Source organism: Hymenobacter sp. B1770 (assembly GCF_049896385.1).
Classification (GTDB): domain Bacteria; phylum Bacteroidota; class Bacteroidia; order Cytophagales; family Hymenobacteraceae; genus Hymenobacter.
In genome coordinates this window covers 137,840-154,633 of record NZ_JAFCUF010000004.1, presented here as the reverse complement: position 1 = coordinate 154,633, position 16,794 = coordinate 137,840, and the positions used below count along the sequence as shown (strand labels likewise).

Below are 16,794 nucleotides of genomic sequence, written 5' to 3'. Positions count from 1 at the left end.
CGCAGCTAGGCCAGCGCAGAAAATGCCAGGTGTTCGATAAACCGGAGAATTTGGAGTTCCGCCGACCCGGGCGCATCGGCCATGGAGGGGAGGTGCTGGGCGAAGAATAGCTGCTTGCGAGCGGTTTCGAGCAGGGTGCTCACCAAGGCGTGCGGGAACGGGTAGGAGGGGTTGATTTCCTCCACCATGACTACAAGGTCGGCTGCCAGTTGTTTGTACTCCTGAAACAAACCCTCGCGATTATCGGCGTCTACTTCTTTGGTGAGGTAAGATTTGCTAGCCTCCGCCACCACTATGCGGTAGAGGGCAGCTTCATCGAGGCCGGCCGTGCCCTGGTCGTCGAAGTGGGCATGGCACAGCACGCCCAGCGCCAGGCGCAGCCGTTGGGCTGCATCGGCCACGTTGTGGGTGTGAAAACGGATGTGAAACCGCAGCCACGTCCAGTGCCACGACACGAGGTAGAGCAGCAGCCGGTGCTTGTTCTCAAAATACCGGTACACGCTGGCTTCGGTAGAACCAATAACGGCCGCTAGCTTTTTGAAAGTAAAGTGCTCGAAGCCGATGTCATCAATGAGCCGTACGCTTTCGGCGAGAATACGACGGCCCAACTCCGTGCCCTGCGGGTCGCGCAGATATAGCTGTGCGTTGAGGGTGGGGCGAATGGTGGGCGGCATGAGTAGATGTGCCACTGATAATGATGATGGGGTGAGCGTACCTCAAAGCAGCACAACAGCTGTTTGTTTTAGTATCTGATGGTGCAAAGGTAGCTACCACTTTTTAGTTTGGTAGTTTTACTATCATAAAAAATAGCTTTAGTTTCTTAAGGGCCACCTGCCTCGTGTCGCTCGTACATTTGTCTGCGCATAGCCCCGCACGGTTATTCCCTTTCTTTTCCTGCATGAATTATCATTCCTCTGTGTTGGCCGGCTTGGCAGCATTACTCATCCTGGCAGGCCCTTCCCGGGCTCAGGCGCCGGGCAAGCCCAAGGCGCCTGCTGCAGCAGCCTCTGCTGCGCCGCCCAGCGCCGCTACGCTGGACGCGCGCTACCGTAGTGGCAAAACCCACCTCGACCAGGGCAATTACCAGGCAGCCTTCAAAGACCTGGAGCCGCTGGCCCAGCGCAGCGCTCGCTTTGTGCGGGCCGCCGATGCAGCCTACCTGGCCGCAGTGGCCGCGACCCGCCTCAAAGATTGGGCCGAAGCCGAGCAGCTGCTCAACCTGTTGCGGACCGAGTATCCCACGTATCCCAACATGCCCGACGCTTTGTTTTTGCAAGGACAGGTTTCGTTCGAGCAAGGAGACCATGATACGGCCCTCAAAACCCTGGCCCAGCTGCCCGACGCCCGCCTCACCCCGGAGCGCGAGTTGATGAAAGCCGCCTATCTGCCGCGCATCACCGACCGCAGCACCTGGCAGCGCCTGCTGCGCCGCTACCCCAACGATGCCACCCTGGCCCGCGCCTACGCCGACCGCCTCGTAGCCGGTGGCGCCTTCACCGAGGCCGACCGGCCCCAGCTCGATGAGCTGATTGCCAAGTTCAACCTGGAACGCGCCCGCTACACGCCACCGCCCCGCGCCACCAAAAAAAGCAGCTACAACGTGGGCGTGCTGCTCCCGTTTGAGCTGAACGACCCAAGCTGGCAAACCCAGCGCAAAAATCAGTTTGTAACCGACCTCTACGCCGGCCTGCGCCTGGCCCAGGACAGCCTGCAGCGCGCGGGCCGCCCCCTCCAGCTCTTTGCCTACGACACCGGTGCCGATACCCTAACCCTCAAGCAGGTGCTGGCCCAGCCCGAGCTTGCGGGTATGGATTTGCTCATAGGCCCAGTGTATAAGTCCGGTGCACGCCTGCTGGCCCGCTACGCCCGCGAGCATCAGATTGTGTGCATTAATCCATTGTCGGAAGACGGCGACTTGGTGATGGATAATCCCTGGCATTACCTCTATAGCTCCAGTGCGGCCACGCAGGGGCGCGTGGCGGCGCAGTTTGCAATAAGCGCGTTTGGCACGGCCCGCCCCGGCGTGCTGCTGCACGAAGAGGGGAAGGACGACACCGACTTTGCCACAGCCTACCGAACCACCTTTGAAGCACAGGGAGGCAAGATTGCGGCCGTTCGTCGTTTCAATGGGGAGGCTGATGAAAGCCTCAACGCTGCATTTGCCGGCCTCGACCTGCCCACTACCGGCCACGTGGTGGTTGCGTCTGATAATCGCCGGGTAGGGCCCTCCGTCCTGCGAGTGCTGCAGCAACAGCCCGCTGCCACCCGTCCGGGCTTGCTCTGCCCTGGTTCCTGGCTCGATAACCCGCGGCTGGAAATCAGCCAGCTTAACGCTCCGAGTGTCTACTTCGTGCATCCAAAATATTACGACGAGCAGCGCCCAGGCTTCCGCCGCCTCCGGCAGCTGTACCTGCAGCGCCAGCGCCTGCCGCCATCGGTTTACGCCAACCAAGGGTTCGAAATGTTGTTATACTTTGGGTCGGCCTTGTTCCAGTATGGGCCGGCTTTTCAGCCCAACTTAGTTACGGCGCCCCCGGTGGCAGGCGCAGTGTTCGAGGGGCAGAGCTACCAGGGGGGCGCCCACGACAACCAAGTGGTGCCCATCGTCAAGCTCAATAACCTCGAACTGCAGCTGCTGCGCTAAGTCTAGGCAGGTTCGAGCTGGGCGCCCCGCCGGTGGGGGAGTACTCTGCCGACGCCATTCTCTACTATAATTTCCATTGATTTCTTACATGCTCAATCTCACGACTTCCTCCGCTCTTTTTGAACGCGCCAAAACGCTGATTCCGGGCGGAGTCAATTCGCCCGTGCGCGCCTTCCGCTCCGTTGGCGGCTCGCCGGTATTCATGCAAAGTGCCCAAGGTGCCTGGCTGACTGATGTTGACGGCAACCGGTATGTTGACTTTATAAACTCTTGGGGTCCTATGATTTTGGGGCACGCGCCACAAGTAGTACTTGATGCTGTATCGCAGGCCCTTACCAACTCCCTCAGTTTCGGTACGCCCACCCGCCGCGAGGTCGACATGGCCGAGCTGATTCGGGAAATGGTGCCCAGCATCGAAAAAGTGCGCTTGGTAAACTCCGGCACCGAGGCTTGCATGTCGGCCATTCGGGCAGCCCGGGGCTACACTGGCCGCTCCAAAATCATCAAGTTTGAAGGCTGCTACCACGGCCACGGCGATGCTTTCCTGATAGCCGCCGGCAGCGGGGCCCTCACCGCCGGCGAACCCGATTCGGCCGGAGTCACCCGCGGCGTTGCCCAGGATACGCTCACCGCTCCCTACAACGACCTGCCCGCCGTTGAGGCCCTTATTGCCGCCAACCCCGGCCAGGTAGCCGCCCTCATCCTGGAGCCCGTGGTGGGCAACATGGGCTTGGTAGCGCCCGCCGAAGGCTTCCTGCACGCACTCCGTGCCTTGTGCACCGAGCACGGCATCGTTTTCATTTTCGATGAGGTGATGACCGGCTTCCGTCTTGCGCAGGGTGGTGCCCAGGAACTCTACGGCATCAAGCCAGACCTTACTACGCTGGGCAAAATCATCGGCGGCGGCCTGCCGGTGGGCGCTTACGGCGGGCGCGAAGATATCATGAACTGCGTAGCCCCCGCTGGCAAAGTATACCAGGCCGGCACGCTGTCGGGCAACCCTATGGCCACTGCCGCTGGCATGGCCCAGCTGCGCTACCTGCACGAGCACCCCGAACTGTACCGCAACCTCGACGCCAGCACCGCCCGCCTTGCCGATGGTACCCGCCAAATTGCCGCCGAGCTCGGCCTGAACTACACCGTAAACCGGGTAGGTTCCATGTTCAGCCTGTTCTTCACCAGCCAGCCGGTTAATAACCTGGAGGATGCCAAGCACTGCGATACCGCTGCCTTTGGCCGCTACTTCCACGCCATGCTCAACCGCGGCATCTACCTGGCCCCTTCGCAATTTGAGGCCCTGTTCGTATCCACGGCCATCACCGACGACTTGGTGGAAATGTACCTGACGGCCTGCCGCGAATCCTTAATTGAGGCGCACGGCTAGCCCCAAGCGTCGCCGGATTATAGTGCGAGGTGCCGCGAGGTTAAAAAAAGGTTTCGCTAGGGTTGGTTTAAACCCGACCTTAGCGAAACCTTTTTTAACCTCGCGGCACCTCGCGCTTTACCTTTGTCTCATGGTAAAACAGTTTTTCTTTGTTCTGCTGCTACTGCTGGGGCAGCTGGCCCACGCCGAAACCCCTGCACAAGCCAACAAGCGGCTCTTCGATAGAACCATCGACGAATTGAATTTCCGCACCATGGAAACGGTGTACGACAAGTCGTTCACCCGCGGCAAATTTCCCATCACCCTGCGCACGGCCGCAGCCCGCCGCAACTTCGATGGCTTCGGTACCAACACCGGGCTGAAGCAGTTGTTCATGAACTACAACGGCGTGGCCGAGCGCTACAAGAATCGCTACGGTAACGGCCCTAACACCTTGGCTGAGTTTGAGAAACAGCTGAATTCGGTGCTGCTCGATAAGAACTTTGAGTTCTTTATTCACAACCTGCCACGCGACGAACGGGTGGCCCTCATTCGAGCCGAGCAGCGCCTGATTCAACAGGCTACGGCCCAGTTCAATGCCTCCGGCGCCCCCGAGGATTTAGCCGCTGTGCCTCCGGCCGATGTTGATGCCCAGCCCGAGGCACCCATGGCCGCGCCCCTCACCACCCACGACGAGGGCTCTGGGGCCACTGCCGACGACGAGCGGCCGCTCACCAGCCAAGCCGCCGCTTCCGTTGCGGGCACAGCCCCGCAGCACGACTGGGTCGACTATGTCACGCTGCTGCTGAGTCTGATCAGCGCCGTCATGCTGTTTTACCTCTTCAGCAGTGTGCTCCCGGCCATGAGCCGCCGCATCAATAACCTTTCGGCTGACCCCGAGCCGGAACCCGAGCCCCGCAGCATGATGAGCCGCCTGAGGCCTACCCGCTCTCAGGGAGGCCTGCACGAAGACCGGTACGAAGAAGACGAGGAAGACGACTACGAGCCCACCGGCCCTTCCCGGCACGACGACGATTAGCCCCCTGAGCTTGCTTCAGCCAAGTCGTACCCAGTTCAAAGTGAGCGGGCCACCTGGCAATGCCATGCCCCAACTTCTGTAGCTCTCCCCATAAAACCGTTCATTGGGATAGAACGGCCTTTAAACTTTTAGCCCCACCAAGTTCTAATGATTCTGACCGACCAGCAAATCCTCGCGGAAATCGAAAAAGGCACCATCATCATCGAGCCTTACGACCGCAGCTGTCTGGGCACTAATTCCTACGACGTGCACCTTGGCCCGTACCTCGCCACCTACCGCGACGGCGTGCTGGATGCGCGCAAGCACAACGAAATCGATGTTTTTGAAATCCACGAAACCGAAGGCTTTGTGTTGCAGCCGGGCACCTTGTATCTCGGAGTTACTCAGGAGTATACCGAAACCCACGCCACCGTACCCTTCCTCGAAGGCAAGAGCAGCGTGGGCCGATTGGGTATAGATATTCACGCCACCGCGGGCAAGGGCGACGTTGGCTTCTGCAATCATTGGACGCTGGAAATCAGCGTTTCTATGCCGGTGCGGGTATACCGCCACATGCCCATTGGCCAGCTTATCTACTTCGCGGTGCAGGGCGACGTCGCCACGTTATATAACCACAAGCAGAGCGCTAAATACAACGACCGAACCGACAAGCCAGTCGAGTCAATGATGTGGAAAAACAAATGGTAGCATATTGGCCCGCAGCTATATGCTCCGAATTATTCCGAACCAGTAGCGTGTTTTCTTCGTTTTAAAAGCAACTGAGCCTCTTCCAAGTGGCTCGGTCCTTGCGTAAGCGTGTTACCAGAACCCCTACGACGATGACTATGAAAACCGCATTTGCAGCCTTAATCTTTACTTTGTTGGCCGGTGCTGCCTCCGCTCAGCAAGCCCCGCGGGCCTCGACCGTAGAGCCCCGTGATAAAACCCAGTCTAGCCCCCGCCTCAACCCCGTGCAGGCCCGAGCCGACCGCCTGAGTAATCAGATGGTGCGCGACCTGCGCCTCAACGGGTATCAGGCCGCCAAGCTCCGCGCCATCAACGCCGACAAAGTAGCCAAGATGGCTGCCATCGAACGCAAGAATGCCGGCAACCCGAAGCTCATCGATGAGGAGTGCAATGGTGTGTGCAGGGAGCGTGACCAGGAGTTGCAGGCCGTCCTCAGCAATGACCAGTACAGTAGCTACTATAGCGCCCGCGGCAACTACTATAAATTCGACAAAGATTTCGCGGCGCAGTCGGCCAGCATTATGCTAACGGAATCTGTGCAAAACCCGGCTCCAGCCCGCGCCAATGACGCCGTTATAGCCCCCGCTAAATCTGCGCCGGCTAACCGCCCCGCAGGCTACCTGGGTCGTAACGCGCGTTAAGAAAAGTAGACCACAAGCAAAAAGCCCCGCCAGACTTAGTCTGGCGGGGCTTTTTGCTTGTGGTCACCAACGAATAATTACCGGGTCTGCTCCTGCTTGTCTAGGTAGTCCGACAACTCTTTGCAAAGGGCACGCATTTTAGCGGCCATTTCTTTGTCATCGGTGGCGGTCACAATGTTCTCTGCCATAGAACCGATGTTGTCCACGCAGAAGCGCTTCATTTCATCCACTGGCATGTCTTTGGTCCAGAGGTCAATCTTCATGGTGCCCACCTGCTCACGGTCCCACAGCGCGATGTTGATGGCCTTGGCGAAGTGAATATCCGGCCCCGCATCGGTGGCCGACCAGCTGATGGCCTCGGGGATTTTGTTCTCGTCGAGAGCAATGCTGAAGCGGATTTCTGATTTTTTCATGAGTAGTAAGGGTTAAAAAGAACGTCATGCTGAGCTTGCCGAAGCATCTCGCGTGCGGTGGTAATTCAATCGTGGAACGAAATTGATTACTGCCCCGAGCAAGATGCTTCGGCAAGCTCAGCATGACGTTCTGAGTAAGCGCAAAAAGAATCTAAACGTAGTTGTTCAACATCACTGGCATCACCAGCATTAGGATGTTCTCGTTGTCGTCGGCCGTCGTCGGCATGAGCAAGCCGGCACGGTTGGGGGTGCTCAACTCCAGCGTGATTTCCTCTGAGTCGATGTTCGAGAGCATCTCAAGCAGAAAGCGGGCATTAAAGCCAATTTCCATGTCTTCGCCGTCGTACTGGCAGGTAAGGGTTTCCTTAGCTTCGTTGCTGAAATCTAGGTCTTCGGCCGACACCACCAGCTCAGAACCAGCCAGGCGCAGGCGCACTTGGTGGGTAGTCTTGTTGGAGTAGATGCTGATGCGGCGCACCGAATTCAGCAGCTCGGCGCGGTTGATGATGAGCTTGTTGGGGTTGCTCACCGGAATTACGTTTTCGTAGTCCGGGTAGCGCTCGTCAATCAGGCGGCACACGAGGCGCATCTGGTTGAAGCTGAAGAAGGCGTTGCTCTGGTTGAACTCCATCTTCACCGGCGTGGCCTCAGAGGGTAGCGTACCTTTCAGCAAGTTGAAGGCCTTGCGAGGAATGATGAGGTTGGCGGTTTGGCCGGCGCCTACGTCCTGGCGGCGGTAGCGGAGCAAGCGGTGGCCATCGGTGGCCACGAAGGTCACTTGCGAATCCGCTAGCTGCACCAGGATGCCGGTCATAGCGGGGCGCAACTCGTCGGTGCTCACCGCGAAAATGGTCTTGTTGATGGCACGGGCCAGCGACGACGACGGCATCTCAATAGGGGCTGAGCCTTTCACTACCGGCACGCGGGGGAAGTCGGCGGCATTTTCGCCAGCTAGCTTGTAGCGGCCGTTGGCCGAGCTGATTTCGATGGTGTAAGTTTCCTCATCCAGCGTGAAGGTTACGGGCTGGTCGGGTAGGTTCTTCAGCGTGTCGAGCAAGATGCGGGCGGGGGCGGCAATGCGACCGGTTTCGCGGGCTTCCACAGGCAGCTCGGTAATCATACTGGTCTCTAGGTCCGACGCCGTGATGGTAAGCTTACCGGCCTCAATCTCAAAGAGAAAGTTCTCCAAAATGGGCACCACGGGGTTATTGGTAACCACGCCATTAATACTTTGCAGCTGCTTGAGCAGCGCGGAAGATGAGACGATGAATTTCATGGTGCAGGCCTAGGCTTTGGGTGAGGGAGGGCAAAGATACGCGGCGGGGTTCGGCTTTGGAAGGGAGTCGGTGACACTGTAAGGGTTCATTCAAAAAGCCCACTTACATTCGGCGAAAAAAAGTTTACTAGCAGTGCTGAAAGCGAATCAATATGATTTCAGAACAACAAATTCTTGATGCCCTCGACCATTCAAATGACGGGTATTACAGCGATTTTATTCCCTTAAATCACCCGTACTCTTATCTGATTGATACGCGCTTAAATCTCTTCCGCAGCGAAAATGAATGGGCAATAGCTGCCGAAGTCCTTGGCTACAATCCAAGAGGCGGCCGCATCGAACTAAATATTTTTTACTACGGTAACTGTCTGATTAATCTAGAGAGTTATAACAATCGAGAAATTCACTACTATGATGCTGCACCAATTGACGAGGATTCTTTCAATGCAGCTACAGCTGATGATTTGTTGAATCCTGAAGCATCCAGCTTATTGGTGCACAACACCCATTTGAAATTGAGCCATAATAAGGTAGATTATGAGCGCGCTGGAATTGATTTGGTAGAATATGAACCGGGTAGAATCGACATGCAAGAAGTTGGTCGGCTACTTATTACACGAAACCAAGACGTGTTCCGAGCTACGGATGCCGAGTTATACAAGTCAATTCCTAAGCATCTAAAGAAGCTAGTGGTAGTTGATGAATGGTATCATAAAGACTTCACGGCCAGACCTACAAACGTCCTCTCAACAGAGCAGATTGCCGCTGCATTCGAATTAAATCAGAAGCACGGCAGCTTAAACGGAATGGACTTGGCTGCGCTCACGGATGCCATACGTGCCCAAGAAGAAAGGATGGGACAGCTTGAACGCGAGCAGTGGGAAACGACGCGTCCCAGCAGCTATGAAACTTGGCAGCAGCTTGCGAAAGTGCTGGCAACAGGCGACACCAGCCACTATCACCCTACGCTTGCACCAAATACACACTGGTCAAACTGGCCAGAATCTGGTTTTTTGTAACCCGATTTCTATACCCCAAACCTCGCATACCTCCGCTTGCGCCGCCAGGCCCGCACGGCCCCAAATACCCCTAGCAGCACCAGCGGCGCCGCTAGGTTCAGCAGTTGCCAGAAACGTCGTTGCTCTGCCAGTTTCACCTTGTCAAGGGGGCGGAGGGTGATTTGCTTCCCGCGCACGGAAATCAGGCCGGTCTCATCGAGCAGGTAGTCAGTTGCGTTAAGCACCAGCTCGAGGTTGGCGAACTCGGTGTTGGCTAGGCGGTCGAAGCCTAGGCGGAAGGGGTTGCCGGTTTTGGGGTCGATTTCGGAGCGGATGAAGTCGCCATCGGACACTACCAGAATTTTGCTGGGCTTGGCATTGGGCGATTTTTCGGGCTGAAACTGCAGCGTGCCGGGCCGCGCCCGGTTGGCGAACAATGAAGTAAACTGTCCTTCGAGCAGATAGCCCACTGGCTGGAAGCTGCTTTGGTAGAGCTTGGGGTTGGGCTCGAGGCGGGCGTCGTTGAAATTAATCGGAATGGGGGCGGGCAGCACGCGGGTGTAGCGCGAGGTGGTGAGCAGTGCCGTTTTGCGGATGCCCGTGGCCTTCACCGTGTCCATGTTGCCGGTGAATTTCAGGTACACCGCGTCGAGGTTGCGGGTGATGGGGTGGGGGCTGAACCGATTGATGAGCGGGTAAAGCTGCCATGGCATGGGCTCAATTTTGGGCTTGTTGCCGTCCATGCCGGTCACGAGCGGAATTTGGCCGCTGTTCAGGTCCAGCAGCAGGTTCTGGTTGAGGCGCAGGCCGTACTTAAAGAACAGGTCGTCGAGGTTGAGGTTGTAGGGCGTTGCCAGGGCCACGCCGTTGCGGCTCACGCTGTCGAGGTCAACGCGCAGGGCATCCACGAAAAACAGCGCCCGCCCGCCTTGGGTAATGAACTGGTCGAGTTTGAATTTCTCATCTTCCGAATAGGGCGTTTTGGGCTGGGCCACCACCACGGCGTCGAGAGAGCTCAGGTCTTTTACCTTGCTCAGGGTCACGCGAAACACGTCGTATTGCTGCTGCCAGGTGCCGAGCATGTCGCCGGCCTGGGCATTGGTTAGCTCGCCGTGGCCTTCTACCACGCCAATGCGCTTGCGCAGCGTGGGCACCAGCGCCCGAATGGTGCTGGCCAGCTCGTACTCCAAGCCTTCAATGCTTTGGTTGAGGCGCACATCGGCCGGGGCGGCTTGGTTGCCGCGCAGCAACAGCACGTTTTTCTCTTGGCCTCCCACGCTCACGACTGCGTAGGGGAAAATGATTTTCTCGACGCGCTTGCCGTTTTCGGTGGCGCCCAGGTTGGTGGGCTTCAGGCCTTTTTTGAAAAGGGAGGTATAGAACTGGTTGCGCGCCGCTTCAGTGCTGGCCGCGCTGGGGTCGATGAAGATGTAGTTTAGGTTGGCGCCGCCGTGCACCTGAAACTCGTTCAGGGTTTCGCGTACGCCTTGCTCGAGGCGGCGGAAAGCCGGCGGAAAATCGCCCGTGAGGTACACCGTGACGGTAACCGGCGATTTGAGGTCGCGCAGCAGCGTTTTGGTGGCTGGCGACATCGTGTAGCGCTTTTCCTCTGTCAAATCGAGGCGGAAGAAAAACCGCTGCGCTACGAAATTGAAGAGCAGGAGCCCGCCCAAAACCGCTGCAAAGCGCAATAAATCCTGCCGCTTGCGCGTGGGGGGAGCAGGGGCCATCACCGGCGAATCAGTTAACGTATTTTCCATTACCAATTGCGGCTCCGTAGTACCAAGCGGGTGGCTTGCAGCGCAACTGCCACCACGCTGAAGAAATAAATCAAGTCGCGCGAGTCAATGAGCCCCTTGCTCAGGTCGCGGTAGTGCGCGGCAATGCCCAGCTGGCTGACGTAATAGGCCGCGCTGCCTTCCAGCACCGACGCCAGCGAGTCGAATCCAGAATACACCAGAAAGCACCCCACCACAGCCACGAGGAAGGCAATAATCTGGTCGCGGGTGAGCGCCGAAGCCAGTATGCCGATGGCTGCAAATACCGCTGCCAGCAGGGCCAGCCCCACGTACGAACCTACCGTAGCGGCCGAGTCGATGTTGCCTTCCGGGCTGCCGAGTTTAGACACCGAGTAATAGTAGAGTAGCGTTGGAATAAGTGCCAGCAGCGCCAGGAGAAGGCAGGCCAGGTACTTGCCGCCGATAATCTGTCCGTCAGTAAGCGGCCGGGTCAAGAGCAGTTCAATGGTGCCGGCCTTTTTCTCCTCCGCAAACGTGCGCATGGTGATGGCCGGAATTAGGAACAGGAATATCCAGGGAGCCAGCGAAAACAGCGTTTGCAGGTCGGCGTAGCCGTAGTCCAGCACGCTGCTGTCCGGGAAAACCCACACGAACAAGCCCGTCGCAATCAAAAACACCCCCAGCACCACGTAGGCGACGGGGGAGTTGAGAAAGGCGTTAAATTCTTTTTGAAGGATAGTGAGCATAGTGGTTGAACGTCATGCTGAGCGGAGCCGAAGCATCTCGCGCGTGGTAGTATCTCAATCGTTTAGCGATGTAAGCGAGATGCTTCGGCTCTGCTCAGCATGACGTTCTCGGTATTATGGTTAAGAGCTCTATTTCGTCAGTTCGCCAAAAACCTCTTCCAGCGACTGTTGCTCCTGGCGCAGCCCAAGCAGTATCCAGCCTTCCTGCGCGGCCAGCCGCGACACGGCCGCGCGCGGGTCGGTGCCCGGAGCGGTCCGCAGCAGCACAGCTCCATCGGTGGTGGCCTCCACGTGCCGCACGCCCGGTAGCTTGGCTAGCTTGACAGTATCTACGGCGCCTTCGAATTCGGCGCGTACGACGGTCTCGCCGGCTGCGCGGGCCGCTAGTTCGGCCACGGGGCTATCGGCCACCAGCTTGCCCCGGCTGATGATAAGTACCCGCGAGCACAAGGCCGTGACCTCGGGTAGGATGTGGGTACTAAAAATGACGGTTTTGTCTTCCCCTACTTCCCGGATAAGCTGCCGGATTTCCAGAATTTGGTTGGGGTCGAGGCCGGTGGTGGGTTCGTCCAGAATCAGCACGTCCGGGTCGTGAATGAGGGCTTGGGCAAGACCCACGCGCTGGCGGTAGCCTTTGCTGAGGGCCCCAATTTGCTTGTTCTGCTCGCGGGCCAGGCCCACCCGGCGCACCAGCTCGCCCACGCGGGTGCGCAGGCCGGCACCCCGAAGCCCGTGTACCGAACCTATGAATTCGAGGTACTCGTGCACGTACATGTCAAGGTAGAGTGGGTTGTGCTCGGGCAGGTAGCCCACGTGGCGGCGCACGGCCAGGCTATCGGTCAGCACGTCGTGGCCAACTACGCGCACCGTGCCGGCAGTGGGGGGGAGGTAGCCGGTGGCAATCTTCATCGTGGTGCTTTTGCCTGCGCCGTTGGGGCCCAGAAAACCCACGATTTCGCCCTTGCCCGCCGTGAAGCTGATGTTGTCCACGGCATTTTGGGTGCCGTAGGTTTTGGTCAGGTTTTCTATTTCTACCATTAGTGTTTCTTGTCCGCAAGAACGTGATGCAGGGCGCAGCGAAGCATGATGTTCTCCTAGGTATTTACTTCTTGGGTTGCAACGGTCGCATCTCCACTTCCACCACGTGGAAATTGAAAGGCGTTTCCAAGGTATAGATGATAAAGCCAGCAATATCGGCAGGGCTCATCATCGAGTCGTTGGCCGCCGTGCCCGGTATGTCGTCGAAGAAATTGGTTTGCGTAGAACCGGGGCTAACCGACGTTACTTTGATGCCATCGTTGCGGACTTCTTTAAATAAGGACTGCGAAAAGCCCCGCACTGCAAACTTGCTGGCGCAGTACCCGGCCATGTTCTCGATACCAGTAGTGCCCGCAATGCTGGCGATGTTGATGATGTGGCCCAGCTGCTGGCGCTTCATCTGCGGCAAGACGGCCCGCGAGCAGTAGAAGGTGCCGTGCACGTTGGTGTCGAACATCAGCTTCCAGTCGTCGGACTGAAAACCGTCGACGGAGCCGGCAATGCCTAAGCCTGCATTATTTACAAGTACGTGCACTTCGGGGCCCAGCTCGCGCAGCGTGTTAGTGAGGGCCTCGGCCACCGCGTGCTCATCGCGCACATCGCACTCAAAAAACTGAAACCGGTCGTGCACCAAGCCCTCGGGGGCAGTGCGGCCCCAGCCCGCCACGGCGGCACCCCGGGCCAGCAAAGCTTCTACGGTGGCACGTCCTATTCCTTTGCTTGCGCCAGTAACGATGGCGAGTTTGCCAGTGAGGTCCATTTATCTTTGGAAAAATTAGGGATGCAAATGGGCTATACGAGTTTGCCGCCGCAAGTTAGCGGCGCAGGATGGTTTGGGGTGCTGCGTGGCCTAAGCCGGGCGGCGGCTGGTGTAGCGCTGGCCACCGGCCTCAGTACCTGCGGCCCCGACGCCAGCTGCCTGAAAAGCACCGGTACTATCATCACCGAGCGGCGCGAAGTTGCCCCTGGCCTCACCACCATTTACACTTTCGATAATGTGGACGTGCGCCTGGTGCAGGACCCGCAAACCTACGCCGAAGTGCGAGCGGGCAAAAACCTGATTGCAGACATCGAACTTACCCGCAAGGGCAACAGTCTGGAAATTTCCAACTCCAGCAGCTGCAACTGGCTGCGGAGCTACGATACGCCCCGGGAGGTGACCTTGCACCTGCCAAATATTACCGACATCTTTCTCCGCGGCCATGGCAACATCAGCACTGTTGGGCAGTTTGCGCAGGACACTATTTTCTTCCACCTGATAGGAGCGGGCAATTATGACCTCCACGTGAAGGCCCGGCAGCTATACATCGACCAATACGAGGTGGGAGACGTTACCGTGCGGGGGCAAGCTATCGAATTGAATTTCCTGGTGGGCGGGGGCGGCCGGCTGTTTGCGCAGGGCATTGCCGCCCAACGCTGCTATTTCACCATGACCCGCCACAGCGATGGCAATGCCTACGTGCGCGCTTCCGATATAGTAGGCGGCCTTTTGGCAGGTACTGGCACCTTGTATTACGGAGGGCCGCCTGCTTCTACGGATATCACCATAACGGGCAAGGGAAAAGCGAAAGCCGAGTAACAGCGAAGGCGGCCCGGGCAGTGTCATTCAAATGCTTAGCTATGATTTCAGTAGGGCGGGCAGCTCTTAGCCCAAGTCCCCCAACTGCGGCCGAATCAATAGCTCCTCCACCACGGCGTGAGGCGACATGGCATAGGCCGAGAATACGGCCGCTGCAACATCTTCGGCCTGCACGAAGCGTTCGGCAGGCAAATCGACGCCCGCCCAGCTAGCCGTGAGCGTAGGGCCGGGCAACACGGCGGTCACCCGCACGCCGCTGGGCTTTAGCTCTTCGCGCAGGTTTTTGGTGAAGCCCAGCAGCGCATGCTTCGCAATGCCGTAGGAGCCACCGTTGGGATAGGCCGTGATGCTGGCCGTGGAGCAGATGGTGAAGATGTGGCCACGCCGCTGGGCAAGGAAGCCGGGCAGCAAGGGCAGGGTGACGTCATAGGCGCTGAGCAGGTTCACGGCCAGCATCTGGCGCAGCTGCGAGCCGTCGGCTGGTTCGTCCTGCAGGCGGCCGGGAATGAAGGCGCCAGCGTTGTTTACCAGCACCTCTACGGGAATGCCAAGGGCTAGCACAAACGCCGCGAAGCGAGCACAGTCTTCAGGAACGCTTAGGTCGGCGGGCAGGGTGTGGAGGGTCGCACCGGGAACTTCGGCCGTCAGGTCGGTTAAAAGAGTAGCTAAATCGGCCGCTGAGCGGGCGCAAGTGGCTACAGGATAGCCCGCTCGCAAAAAGCACAACACTACGGCGCGTCCGATACCTTTGCTGCCGCCGGTCACTACAATTAATTTTTCGCACGTTTGCACTATTTCTGTGTGATTTTACGTAAGGTGCCGGGTAAAACGTCTACTCAACGGTAGCAACACGGCTGCCCAAACTTCGGTTTTTATTTCCAACTATTACCCCATGCTCAAAACACTCGGCACGTTCCTCCTTTTTCTGCGCGGCATGGTCACGCGAACCGAGCGGTTCAGTGTGCTCTGGACCCGAACCATTGACGAGGCCACCCTGATTGGGGTCGACTCCGTGGTGATTGTTTCCATCGTGTCGGCCTTCATTGGCGCGGTAACCTGCGTGCAGATTGCCTATAACCTTACCAATCCGCTCATTCCGCAGTCGACCATCGGCTACATGGTACGCGAGATGACCATACTGGAGCTGGCTCCCACTATCACCAGCATTGTGCTTGCGGGCAAGGTGGGCAGCAGCATTGCCGGTGGGCTGGGCACCATGCGCATCACCGAGCAGGTATCGGCGCTGGAGGTTATGGGCATCAACTCCACCTCTTATCTGGTGCTGCCGCGCATTATTGCCGCCTTGGTAATGTTTCCTCTGCTCGTGATACTGGCTATGACGCTGTCGATTCTGGGCGGCTACCTCGCCGGCACGCTCACCGGTGTGATGACGGCACAGGACTATATTGAAGGCATTCGCACTGATTTCATTCCCTACAATATTGTATTTGCGCTCATCAAAGCCGTAGTGTTTGCCTTTCTCGTATCAGGCATATCGGCTTTCAAGGGATACTTCACCACCGGTGGTGCGCTGGAAGTAGGGGCGGCCAGCACAGGAGCCGTTACCAATTCCATCATTGCCATCCTGATTGCAGACTTCGCCCTGGCGGCCTTGCTGCTCTAGGTCGCTAGCTGTAGCTGGTAGCTATTAGGCAGTTGTTTATATGGTTTAAAAAGCTAACAGTTATCAGCTATTAGCTAACATCTTAAGTAAAATGATTGAAGTATCCAACATCGAGAAGTCCTTCGATGGTACCCCAGTGCTGAAGGGCATATCGTGCGTGTTCGAAACCGGTAAGTGCAACCTGCTGCTGGGCGGCTCGGGTACCGGCAAAAGCGTGCTGCTGCAGTGCATCGTGGGATTGATGAAGCCCGATATTGGCTCCATTACCTTCGATGGCACGGTGTATACCAACAGCAAGGTTGATATTCGCCAGGAAATCCGTCGAAAAATTGGAATGCTGTTCCAGGGTTCGGCTTTGTTCGACTCGATGACAGTGGCCCAGAACGTAGAATTTCCTCTGCAGATGCTAACGCCCGAAATGACGCCAGCCGAGCGGCGCGACCGGGTCGAGTTCTGCCTGAAGCGCGTGGGTTTGGAAAACGCAGGCGACAAGATGCCTGCCGAAATCTCGGGCGGCATGAAGAAGCGCGTGGGCATTGCCCGCGCCATCGCCCCGCAATGCACTTACCTTTTTTGCGACGAGCCCAACTCCGGCCTCGACCCCGCCACCAGCATCAAGATTGACGAGCTGATTCGGGAAATAACCCACGAATACGGCATCACCACCGTCATCGTGACGCACGACATGAACTCCGTCGTAGAGATTGGAGAGCATATCATCTTCCTGCACAAAGGCCACAAGCTGTGGGACGGCACCAAGGAAGAAATTCTAAACGCCGAAGTCCCCGAGCTGAAGGAATTTATTTTCAGCAGCAGCTTGGTGCGTGCCGCCAAGAAAGTAGACGACGAATCGGTGGGCGGCTTGGCTGCCGTTACCGATGGCGCCACCAACGGCGGGGGCATATAACCACGGATTTAGCCGGATTTGCCGGATTATTTGTTGAGCAGGAGTTTATATTGGTGCTTCC

The 16,794-nt window shown here is 57.8% G+C and carries 17 protein-coding genes; 9 read left to right on the top strand and 8 right to left on the bottom strand.

The annotated features are described in order from the left end of the window. Positions 1-5: 5 nt before the first annotated feature. Entirely contained in the window at positions 6-674 is a 669-nt protein-coding gene (locus ACP7AJ_RS09895) for a TetR/AcrR family transcriptional regulator (protein ID WP_426060034.1), read from the bottom strand. A gap of 224 nt (positions 675-898) precedes the next feature. On the opposite strand from ACP7AJ_RS09895, the gene ACP7AJ_RS09890 reads away from it, so the two are divergent. The 5 genes from ACP7AJ_RS09890 to ACP7AJ_RS09870 all read left to right on the top strand — a co-directional run bounded on the left by ACP7AJ_RS09890 (position 899) and on the right by ACP7AJ_RS09870 (position 6,413). After that, positions 899-2,644, top strand: coding sequence for a tetratricopeptide repeat protein (locus tag ACP7AJ_RS09890; RefSeq protein ID WP_426060033.1), 1,746 nt, complete (start codon positions 899-901; stop codon positions 2,642-2,644). 88 nt (positions 2,645-2,732) lie between these two features. Next, positions 2,733-4,028, top strand: a complete 1,296-nt coding sequence (gene hemL / locus ACP7AJ_RS09885) for a glutamate-1-semialdehyde 2,1-aminomutase (RefSeq protein WP_426060032.1) — start codon at positions 2,733-2,735, stop codon at positions 4,026-4,028. 130 nt (positions 4,029-4,158) lie between these two features. After that, a complete protein-coding gene (locus ACP7AJ_RS09880) occupies positions 4,159-5,046 on the top strand; it encodes a hypothetical protein (protein WP_426060031.1) in 888 nt (295 codons plus the stop codon). A gap of 147 nt (positions 5,047-5,193) precedes the next feature. After that, positions 5,194-5,733, top strand: a complete 540-nt coding sequence (gene dcd / locus ACP7AJ_RS09875; RefSeq protein ID WP_426060030.1) for a dCTP deaminase — start codon at positions 5,194-5,196, stop codon at positions 5,731-5,733. 137 nt (positions 5,734-5,870) lie between these two features. Next, positions 5,871-6,413: a hypothetical protein gene (locus ACP7AJ_RS09870; protein WP_426060029.1), complete on the top strand. Its 543-nt coding sequence runs from the start codon at positions 5,871-5,873 to the stop codon at positions 6,411-6,413. Between the two features lie 77 nt (positions 6,414-6,490). On the opposite strand, the gene gldC is transcribed toward ACP7AJ_RS09870, so the two are convergent. Together gldC and dnaN are read right to left on the bottom strand one after the other, a co-directional pair. Next, positions 6,491-6,826: a gliding motility protein GldC gene (gldC, locus tag ACP7AJ_RS09865; RefSeq protein WP_426060028.1), complete on the bottom strand. Its 336-nt coding sequence runs from the start codon at positions 6,824-6,826 to the stop codon at positions 6,491-6,493. Positions 6,827-6,977: 151 nt separating this feature from the next. Further along, entirely contained in the window at positions 6,978-8,102 is a 1,125-nt protein-coding gene (gene dnaN / locus ACP7AJ_RS09860) for a DNA polymerase III subunit beta (protein ID WP_426060027.1), read from the bottom strand. A gap of 152 nt (positions 8,103-8,254) precedes the next feature. On the opposite strand from dnaN, the gene ACP7AJ_RS09855 reads away from it, so the two are divergent. Continuing rightward, positions 8,255-9,121: a DUF7003 family protein gene (locus ACP7AJ_RS09855; protein WP_426060026.1), complete on the top strand. Its 867-nt coding sequence runs from the start codon at positions 8,255-8,257 to the stop codon at positions 9,119-9,121. A gap of 8 nt (positions 9,122-9,129) precedes the next feature. Here the strand turns inward: ACP7AJ_RS09855 and gldG are convergent, their stop codons facing one another. From gldG to ACP7AJ_RS09835, 4 genes are all read right to left on the bottom strand, one after another. Beyond that, complete coding sequence (gene gldG, locus ACP7AJ_RS09850) at positions 9,130-10,860, bottom strand: gliding motility-associated ABC transporter substrate-binding protein GldG (protein ID WP_426060025.1); 1,731 nt, start codon at positions 10,858-10,860, stop codon at positions 9,130-9,132. Beyond that, on the bottom strand, positions 10,860-11,585 hold the full coding sequence (gldF, locus tag ACP7AJ_RS09845; protein ID WP_426060024.1) for a gliding motility-associated ABC transporter permease subunit GldF: 726 nt from the start codon (positions 11,583-11,585) through the stop codon (positions 10,860-10,862). Before gldF ends, gldG begins: the two co-directional genes overlap by 1 nt. A 129-nt stretch (positions 11,586-11,714) precedes the next feature. Then, positions 11,715-12,623 carry a gliding motility-associated ABC transporter ATP-binding subunit GldA gene (gene gldA, locus ACP7AJ_RS09840; RefSeq protein WP_426060023.1) on the bottom strand — a complete coding sequence of 303 codons (909 nt, stop codon included), beginning with the start codon at positions 12,621-12,623 and terminating at the stop codon, positions 11,715-11,717. A 64-nt stretch (positions 12,624-12,687) separates the two neighbouring features. After that, positions 12,688-13,383 carry an SDR family oxidoreductase gene (locus ACP7AJ_RS09835; RefSeq protein WP_426060022.1) on the bottom strand — a complete coding sequence of 232 codons (696 nt, stop codon included), beginning with the start codon at positions 13,381-13,383 and terminating at the stop codon, positions 12,688-12,690. Positions 13,384-13,410: 27 nt separating this feature from the next. Here ACP7AJ_RS09835 and ACP7AJ_RS09830 point away from each other — a divergent pair, with 27 nt between their 5' ends. Then, the gene (locus tag ACP7AJ_RS09830) at positions 13,411-14,202 is read left to right on the top strand and encodes a GIN domain-containing protein (RefSeq protein WP_426060021.1); all 792 of its coding nucleotides are present in this window, start codon (positions 13,411-13,413) and stop codon (positions 14,200-14,202) included. 66 nt (positions 14,203-14,268) lie between these two features. Here ACP7AJ_RS09830 and ACP7AJ_RS09825 read toward each other — a convergent pair whose 3' ends face one another. Then, on the bottom strand, positions 14,269-14,994 hold the full coding sequence (locus tag ACP7AJ_RS09825; RefSeq protein WP_426060020.1) for an SDR family oxidoreductase: 726 nt from the start codon (positions 14,992-14,994) through the stop codon (positions 14,269-14,271). A gap of 100 nt (positions 14,995-15,094) precedes the next feature. Here ACP7AJ_RS09825 and ACP7AJ_RS09820 point away from each other — a divergent pair, with 100 nt between their 5' ends. Both ACP7AJ_RS09820 and ACP7AJ_RS09815 read left to right on the top strand, forming a co-directional pair. Continuing rightward, positions 15,095-15,826 carry an MlaE family ABC transporter permease gene (locus ACP7AJ_RS09820; RefSeq protein WP_426060019.1) on the top strand — a complete coding sequence of 244 codons (732 nt, stop codon included), beginning with the start codon at positions 15,095-15,097 and terminating at the stop codon, positions 15,824-15,826. Positions 15,827-15,917: 91 nt separating this feature from the next. Next, positions 15,918-16,733, top strand: a complete 816-nt coding sequence (locus ACP7AJ_RS09815) for an ABC transporter ATP-binding protein (protein WP_426060018.1) — start codon at positions 15,918-15,920, stop codon at positions 16,731-16,733. The last annotated feature ends 61 nt before the right edge of the window (positions 16,734-16,794 follow it).